Source organism: Microcoleus sp. S13_B4 (assembly GCF_036700885.1).
Lineage (GTDB): Bacteria > Cyanobacteriota > Cyanobacteriia > Cyanobacteriales > Microcoleaceae > Microcoleus.
In genome coordinates this window covers 1-4,425 of record NZ_JAUBPU010000117.1, presented here as the reverse complement: position 1 = coordinate 4,425, position 4,425 = coordinate 1, and the positions used below count along the sequence as shown (strand labels likewise).

The 4,425-nt window shown below is 50.2% G+C and carries 4 protein-coding genes; 2 read left to right on the top strand and 2 right to left on the bottom strand.

All coding sequences use genetic code 11. From position 1 onward, the window contains the following. Nucleotides 1–203: 203 nt before the first annotated feature. Nucleotides 204–1,535: an AMIN domain-containing protein gene (locus QT994_RS27240; RefSeq protein ID WP_333180197.1), complete on the bottom strand. Its 1,332-nt coding sequence runs from the start codon at nt 1,533–1,535 to the stop codon at nt 204–206. 90 nt (nt 1,536–1,625) lie between these two features. On the opposite strand from QT994_RS27240, the gene QT994_RS27235 reads away from it, so the two are divergent. Further along, nucleotides 1,626–2,186, top strand: coding sequence for an NUDIX hydrolase (locus QT994_RS27235; RefSeq protein WP_333180194.1), 561 nt, complete (start codon nt 1,626–1,628; stop codon nt 2,184–2,186). A 47-nt stretch (nt 2,187–2,233) separates the two neighbouring features. On the opposite strand, the gene QT994_RS27230 is transcribed toward QT994_RS27235, so the two are convergent. Then, nucleotides 2,234–3,973: a calcium-binding protein gene (locus QT994_RS27230; protein WP_333180191.1), complete on the bottom strand. Its 1,740-nt coding sequence runs from the start codon at nt 3,971–3,973 to the stop codon at nt 2,234–2,236. A gap of 53 nt (nt 3,974–4,026) precedes the next feature. On the opposite strand from QT994_RS27230, the gene QT994_RS27225 reads away from it, so the two are divergent. Further along, nucleotides 4,027–4,425, top strand: a 399-nt coding sequence (locus QT994_RS27225) for a hypothetical protein (RefSeq protein WP_333180189.1), incomplete at its 3' end; no start/stop codon positions are given.

The window sequence follows — 4,425 nt, the reverse complement described above, 5'->3', positions numbered from 1 at the left end:
GCGATGACTCTCGAACGCACCAGTTCTTAACCCAGGCCAGGTAATATGCGATCGATATATTCAGCAAGCCCTAAGTAAATATAGAACGAAGAGGTTCGAGGGAAGAAGAAAGTCTTCCTCCTTCCTTCTTCCTTCTTCCTTCTTCCTCCTTCCTTCTTCCTTCTTCCTCCTTCCTTCTTCCTTCTTGCTTCTTCCTTCTTGCTTCAAAAACCCAACTGCAGTAAATCTTCGGTTAACTGAACTTGCAAAATTTGACCGGGTTGAATCGTAGCAGGTTGAGGAGCAGCGACGTAAGTTGTAGCAACACCACCGGCTGCTCCCGCCAACAAACCGATACCGGAAAAGCCGCTCAGCAAGAACAAAGCTAAGCCACCAATACCAGTATTTCGCAACAAACTGCGATCGGAAGGCTGAGCCCGTCGGCCTTCCACGGGTTCCGAGCGAGCCACCAGAGGGATATTGCGGCCGTTGAGACTAATAGCTTCCACTACAAATCTACTGCCGAGGTTAGTCGTTTCAAATCGACCGATGACCGGCGTATTAGCAGGTACGATCGTATTGCCGAGACTGTCGAGAATTCCCCCTTGCAGCAGTAGCACTTCCTCTCGGCTGGGCTTCGCACGGGCAAGCCGCAAAGCCTGAGCACCGGGGTAGAGCAAACTGATCTCCGTGCCCGCCGGCAACAAGACATTCGCCCGAGTCGCAGCCTGCAAAGGAGCATTTGATCCGGCGCGAGGAAGTGGTTCACCAAAAGTAAGCGTCCGCTGTTGAGGTGCAGCAGCAGGCGTTATTTGAGAGGCTAGGCCGGGTACAGCCGCAGCTTGTACAACACGGCGTTCATCAAGGCGAACATTGACTAAAGGCACTCTTAGCGGCCGGATTTGGTCATTTGAAGTTGACCGCGGCGAAAAATTTGTACCGGGATTCGAGGAAGTAGGAGATTCTGGTCGATCGACCTCTGTGGCAGCAGTTGACTTGGGATCTATCGGTCGCTGGTTTTGCCGTACTTGTATTGCAGGCTGGGGTTGAGTTTCGGGAGTTTCCATACTCGTAGTCGGTTCGATCGAAGGTCGTAACACCCAGCGATTTTCTACCCCAATTCTTTGGAATTGCACTTTCCCCCCGCTAAAACCGACTCCGGGAGCCAAATTGACCAGAATTCTCGCCCTTCCCGGTTGAACTTGACTAACCCCCACAGAACGCACTGTGCCTTCTGGGTATAGCTGAGTTGCATCTACTCCGATGTCCGTATTGGGCAAATCCACAGCAATCTGACTGAGATTTAGTAGAGAATACTGGGGCGTCATTCCCTCTGGGAGAGTAATTTCTAGCTGATTTGTCGCCGGATCGAATTTCCAACTGGTGACTGTAGAAGCATTTACTGGCTCCAGTGTTGCGGGCACTGTCGCAACTGCGGCGACGACTGCTAGACTCAGACTCAGTGACTCGATCGCAAACAATCCGGCTGCTAGAGAATTAACAGTCAATTTTTGTAAGTCTTCCCCAAATCTGGTGAGTAATTTTTTGTATGGCATGGCGGCTGGGTGAAATTTTTGATCTGAAATAAATTATGGATGGGAAAATTTTGCCTTCGGATGACGCTGAAAGTTTAGCATTATGGCGATATGAAAAATTTAATTAAATGGAAATTATTGCGATCGCGCTTCGTTCTTAACCACAAGTGGTGTCAGGTTAGACAAGATGAAATAGAATTGCCAAGCGGAGAAATTATAGACGACTTTTTTGTTAATGTCCGACCCAATATCGCCCTAGTCTTTGCCACGACCGAGCAGCAAGAACTTGTATTAGTGCGCCAATACAGGCACGGAGTAGGCGAAATTTTGCTGGAACTGCCTGCTGGATCTTTCAACCCTGCTGAAGAGAGCGGGGAATCGGCAGCAGCCAGAGAACTTGCCGAAGAAACGGGATATGTTGCTGAAGAAATTTTGGAACTAGCAACTTTATATGATAACCCCGTCAAAGACACCAATTCTATCTACCTATACTTTGCTAAAAATGTCAAGCTTGCCAGCAGCAAAATCCAATTAGATATTACCGAAGATATTGAAGTAGTTTTAGTCCCCATTGCCGAAGTTTTTTTGAAAATCAAAAACCGACAAATTTGTGTATCCGGAAGCATCGCAGCTATTTTTTTAGGAGTAGAATTTTTGAATAAACAGCGGTAAGGTGCTGTGGAAATGGAACCTTACACGCTGTTTATTGCGCTTTGGTCTTAACGAGAAAGACTCAGAAAATCCAGAGAAGTCAGAGAATTATCAGCGCCAAAAACCTGAGCTAAAACCTGCCCAGTGGCAGCAACTTGCAGCAGTGTGGCATTCGCCGTTGGGTTAATTTGCAAAGCCTCAAAAGTCAAGCCGTCAGCCAGGAAAAACTTGTCAGTTCCTACAGAAAAATTGAGGATAGTATCCATACCACTGTTAGCGTTTAACACAAAGTGATCGTTCCCCATACCCCCAATCAAAGTATCATCTCCGCCATCACCAAACAGCCAGTCATCTCCTGCACCCCCATTGAGAATATCGCGATCTTTCCCTCCGTAAAGAGTGTCATTACCATCATCACCATTGAGAGTATCTTGACCTTCATTGCCATATAACAGGTCATCGCCACTGCCACCATTAATACAGTCTTGCTGACCGTCTTGGCCCACAGCGCCTCGCAGATTTTCCCCGCGATCGCCACTAATGGTATCGTTACCCTCATCACCACACAAAATATCGCTGCCGGAGTCGCCGTAGATCAAATCATCGCCCGCATCTCCATTTACCAAGTCGTCATCCTTGCCACCACGAAGGGTATCGTTACCAAAACCCCCACTCAGAGAGTCGGAACTCTCACCACCATTGAGAAAATCATTTCCATCTCCTCCAAATAGCAAGTCGCGACCGTCAACATCCGACACTAACTGATTTTGCAAACCACCGTAAAGCGAATCGTCTCCTTCATCGCCGACAATGGTATCGGAACCGAGTTCGCCCCGAATTAAGTCGTTATCTTTGCCACCGTGAATTAAGTCATTACCTTTGCCGGCAAAAATGCTGTCGTTACCGCAACCGCCGCCGATGATATCGCCGCTATCGTTACCGAAAATTAAATCGCCTTCATCCGTGGCAACTGTACTGCCTTGTTGAGTGCCGTAATCGCCGATTATGGTGTCGGAACCTTGATTGCCGTACAGAGTATCCGAGTCAGTTTCGCCAAAAAGGCGATCGTCCCCTTTGCCTCCAAACAGCAAATCCCGTCCGTTGCCACCTTGCAAGGTATCGTCTTGTTCTTGGCCGTTCATCAAGTCGTTGCCATCGCCTCCCAACAGCAAATCGAAGCCGTCGGGGTCACTGTCTAGGGAGTTGAGTACGCCACCAAACAAAGAGTCGTCTCCCTTGTCCCCGGAAAGGGTGTCCGGGCCTTTGTCACCCCAAATTAGGTCGTTGTCGATGCCACCATAGGCGATGTCAGGGCCTTTGCCGGAGTAAACGGTGTCGTTGCCTTGAGTGCCGGCAATGGCGTCGCCTGAAGACCCGCCGAAAATCAGGTCGCCGTCGTTGTCGGTCAAGTCGATGTTGTTGCCGTTGTCGCCGACTATGGTGTCGGAGGCGCGATCGCCGTACAATGTGTCGGAATTGCGATCACCAAAAATGCGATCGTCTTGTTTGCCACCAAATACGGCATCGGTTTGTTTGCCGCCGTAAACGATGTCGTTGCCCTTGCCTGCTGCGATAAAGTCTCGCTGTTGGTCGCTGAAGATGATATCGCTGCCACCTTCACCTAAAAGTGTGTCGTCGCCGCCTCTGGAGATTAACAGTTCGTTAGCTTCGTTCCCTGTTAAGGAATCGTTTCCGGGAGTGCCTCTCATCGTGTTTTGGATGTCAATGAGTTGTGCGGCGTCGGAGTCGAAGTTGAGTATTGGGGAAGGCTGGGGTGGGATAAATGTGATGTTCGGTGGCTGGGGCAAGGGGTCGCAACCGCAACCGGTATCCGGTTCGGGCACTGGGCCGAATATAGGCGTTGGTGTTGGTGTTGGTGTTGGAGTTGCAGTTGGTGTTGGTGTTGGTTCCGTCCCTCGTGTTGGAGTTGCAGTTGGTGTTGGTGTTGGTTCCGTCCCTGGTGTTGGTTCCGTCCTTGGCGTTGGAGTTGCACTTGGTGTTGGTGTTGGTTGTGGGACGGGTGGTGTTGGTGTTGGTTGTGGGACGGGTGGTGTTGGTGTTGGTTGTGGGACGGGTGGTGTTGGTGTTGGTTGTGGGACGGGTGGTGTTGGTGTTGGTTGTGGGACGGGTGGTGTTGGTGTTGGTTGTGGGACGGGTGGTGTTGGTGTTGGTTGTGGGACGGGTGGTGTTGGTGTTGGTTGTGGGACGGGTGGTGTTGGTGTTGGTTGTGGGACGGGTGGTGTTGGTGTTGGTTGTGGGA